This window comes from Frankia sp. CoWAU3 (assembly GCF_977971855.1).
The window spans coordinates 5,726-9,514 of record NZ_CDWWXB010000011.1 but is presented as its reverse complement, the minus strand read 5'-3'; the positions used below and the strand labels follow the sequence as shown (position 1 = coordinate 9,514).

Here is a 3,789-nt window from a genome sequence, read left to right as displayed (position 1 = left end):
GGCGAGCGAGGCGACGGCGACGGGCGGAATCCAGCGCCCTCTCGGGTTGGCCACCAGCCCGACGACGGCGTTACCGACCGCGACCACCAGACCCAGCCAGTTTCCCCAGCGCAGATAACCCGGGGAGCCCGGAATGCACCCGGCGAGCAGGAAGAGCACCGCCGCGATCGCAGGGGTGACCACGAGAAAACGCCGACGGCCGGCGAACGTACGCCCGCTGATCAAAAACCGCTTCCTCCCGCACTGACCCGCGATGAGCCCGACCGAACGGACCGAGCGGATCAGGCGGACCGAACAGGGACGAACCGCACCGAGCGGGACGTCGCTCCGGGTGTCGCAACGACCCCGCATCCGAGAGGTCACGGTGCACGACGGCGACAGGACCGGGTCAGGCTTCCTTCCAACATAGCCGTCGATCCGGCGTGACCGACATCATAGCCAGCAGCTTCCCGGCACCGATGCAATTTCACGGTTCGGTACAATTCCTCGACTGATACCGGAGACGACGGAAAATCCGGGAAGCCAGCGGAGTAATTCGGCGCAAAAATGACATCCGGGTACAGGAACGCTCGGTAACAAGAACACTCGGTAACAGGAACGCTCAGTGCGCCGCGTCGTCCCAGGTGCAGCCGGCGCCGACGCTCACGTCGAGCGGCACCGACATGGTGTACGCGGAGGTCATCTCGGCCCGGACCAGCCGCTCGACCGCATCGTGCTCGCCGGACGCGATCTCGAGGACGAGTTCGTCGTGCACCTGGAGCAGCAGCCGGGAGGCGTACCCCCCGGCACACAGCGCCCGGTCGACCCCCAACATCGCAATCTTGATGATGTCCGCGGCGGAACCCTGGATCGGCGCGTTCAACGCCATCCGCTCGGCCATCTGCCGCCGCTGGGAGTTGTCGCTGGTCAGATCGGGCAGGTAGCGACGGCGGCCGAGGATCGTCTCGGTGTAGCCGTCCTTGCGGGCCCGTTCCACGACCCCACGCAGGAAGTCGCGGACCCCGCCGAACCGGGCGAAGTAGGCGTCCATGTGCTCCCGGGCCTCGTCCGGCGCGATGCCGAGCTGCCCGGCGAGGCCGAACGCGGACAACCCGTAGGCCAGGCCGTACGACATCGCCTTGATCCGCCGGCGCAGCTCCGGGTCGACCTCGGAGACCGGCAGGCCGAACGCCTCGGCGGCCACGAAGGTGTGCAGGTCCTCGCCGGAGCCGAACGCCTCGATGAGGCCCTCGTCACCCGAAAGATGAGCCATGATCCGCATCTCGATCTGCGAGTAGTCCGCCGTCAGCAGCGTCTCGTAGCCCGCGCCGACGACGAAGGCCCGGCGGATCTGGCGCCCCTCGGCCGTCCGGATCGGGATGTTCTGCAGGTTCGGGTCCGCGGAGGAGAGCCGGCCGGTCGCGGCGATCGTCTGGTTGAACGTGGTGTGGATGCGCCCAATATCGTCGATCATGGGGATCAGCGAGTCGACGACCGTCTTGAGGCGGGCCACGTCGCGGTGCCGCAGCAGCACCGGCAGGAGCGGATGGTCGGACTGGACCGCCAGCCAGGCGAGGGCGTCGGCGTCCGTGGTGTAACCGGTCTTGATCTTCTTGGTCTTGGGCAGGCCCAGCTCGTCGAAGAGGATCTGCTGCAGCTGCTTGGGGGAGCCCAGGTTGAACGGCCGGCCGACGATCTCGTGGGCCTGCGCGGCGACCGCGCTGACCTCGCCGCCGTAGTGCTTCTGCAGCTCGGTCAGGTGCTCGGAGTCCACGACGATGCCGGCCCGCTCCATGCCGGCCAGGACCGTGACCAGCGGGAGTTCGATGTCCCGCAGCAGGGTGGCGGCGGAGCGGCGTTCGAGGTCCGCGTCGAGGGCGTCGGCGAGCTCGAGGCAGGCCCGGGCCCGCACGGCGTCCGCGTGCGCCTGGTCGGCCTCGCCGGAGCCGTCGAGGGTCAGCTGCTGGCCGCCCGGGACGGGGTCGGCGGACAGGTCGCGATGCAGGTACCGGGCGACGAGATCGGCCAGGTCGAAGGACCGCTGGCCAGGCAGAGCCAGATAGGCCGCGAGCGCGGTGTCGCTGGTGACACCGGCGAGCGGCAGGCCAAGCTCGGTCAGGGCCAGCATCGGCCCCTTCACGTCGTGGGCGGCCTTCGGCTGGTTCGGATCGGCGAGCCAGGTGCCCAGCGCCGCCACGTCCGCGGGGGTGAGCAGCGTCGGGTCGATCCAGGCCGCGGCACCGCCGGCCGCGGCCAGCGCGAGACCGGCGAGCACACCGGTGCCGCGCCCCCAGGTGCCCCGGGCGTGCAGGCCGGTACGGCCGACCCTGTGGGCGTGCTCGGCGAGCCACCGGGCCACCTCGCCCGGCCCGAGCACGGTCAGCTCGATCTCGAACCCCTCGTCGGCGGGAGGCGGCGCGATCGCGAGGGCCGCGTAGAGCCGCTCCCGCAGCACCCGGAACTGCAGCGTGTCGAACAGCTGGTGGACGGCCTCCCGGTCCCAGGGCCGCATCCGCAAGCCGGCGGGGACGACGTCGAGCGGCACGTCACGGGACAGCTCCGTCAGGGAACGGTTGCGGATGACCTCGGACAGGTGGGCCCGCAGCGACGCCCCGGTCTTCCCGCCGATCTCGTCGGCATGATCGACCAGTTCGGCCAGCGAGCCGAACTGCTGGATCCACTTGGTGGCGGTCTTCTCCCCCACCCCCGGCACCGACGGCAGGTTGTCGGAGGGATCCCCGCGCAGGGCCGCGAAGTCCGGGTACTGCACCGGGGACAGGCCGTACTTCGCCTGCACCTCGTCGGGGGTGAAGCGGACCATGTCACTGATGCCCTTGCGGGTCATCAGCACCGTCACCCGCTCGTCGACCAGCTGCAGCGCGTCACGGTCACCCGTGACGACCAGCACGTCCATCCCCTCGGCCGCGCCCAGGGTCGCGAGCGTGGCGATCACGTCGTCGGCCTCGTATCCCGGCGCGCTGACCCCCGGCACCGCGAGGGCGTCGCACACCTGGTGGATGAGGCTGACCTGGCCGACGAAGTCGGCCGGGGTCTCGCCCCGACCGGCCTTGTACTCGGCGTACTGGGTGTGCCGGAAGGTCGGGGTCGGCAGGTCCCACGCCACGGCGACATGGGTCGGCCGCTCGTCGCGCAGGACGTTGATGAGCATGGAGGTGAATCCGTACACCGCGTTCGTCGGCTGGCCCGTGGTGGTGGAGAAGTTCTCCACCGGCAGCGCGTAGAAGGCACGGTAGGCCAGCGAGTGCCCGTCAAGCAGCAACAACCGGGGCGTTGCCGGGGTCGACTTCGCGGGGCTCGATGGCGCGGGACTCGGCGAGGACACGGCCGGGCCGGCCCCGGTGGCCCCGGTGGCCCCGGTGGCCCCGGTGGCGGACGCTGCCGAGCGGCTCCCGGACGGAGACGAGGTGGGGGACGAGGTGGGGGACGAAGTGGTGACGGACACGCGGCGAGTTTAGGCCGTGGGTCGGACAGTTTCGCCGCGAGCGGGCGGACCGATGCGTCGACCACGTCGCTCCGCCGGTCGGTCGGATCCGCCGGTTACGGTCTGACGAGGGAGCTGACCGGGCCGAGCACGGCCCGTTTCCCGGCCCGGACCTCGTACACGTAGACCGTCGAGCCCTCGACCTCACCATTCTTCCGGAATCTGATGCGCTTGGTGACCCCGGGAATGTCGACCGAGCCGAACCGGGCGAGCACGGCCTCCCGCGTCGCGCCGCTACCGAGCCGGCGCAGCACCTCGATGACGGCGTTCGTGGCGTCATAAGCCTCGCCGGAATAGGTTCCAGGCCG

Annotated in this window: 1 protein-coding gene and 2 pseudogenes; all 3 read right to left on the bottom strand. The window is 70.5% G+C overall.

What is annotated here, in order from left to right; translation table 11 throughout:
- A pseudogene (locus tag AC08ON_RS02480) lies at positions 1-351 on the bottom strand (putative bifunctional diguanylate cyclase/phosphodiesterase); the annotation flags it as partial.
- 250 nt (positions 352-601) lie between these two features.
- Complete coding sequence (polA, locus tag AC08ON_RS02475; RefSeq protein WP_476606275.1) at positions 602-3,322, bottom strand: DNA polymerase I; 2,721 nt, start codon at positions 3,320-3,322, stop codon at positions 602-604.
- 215 nt (positions 3,323-3,537) lie between these two features.
- Positions 3,538-3,789: pseudogene (locus AC08ON_RS02470) on the bottom strand (branched-chain amino acid ABC transporter substrate-binding protein); the annotation flags it as partial.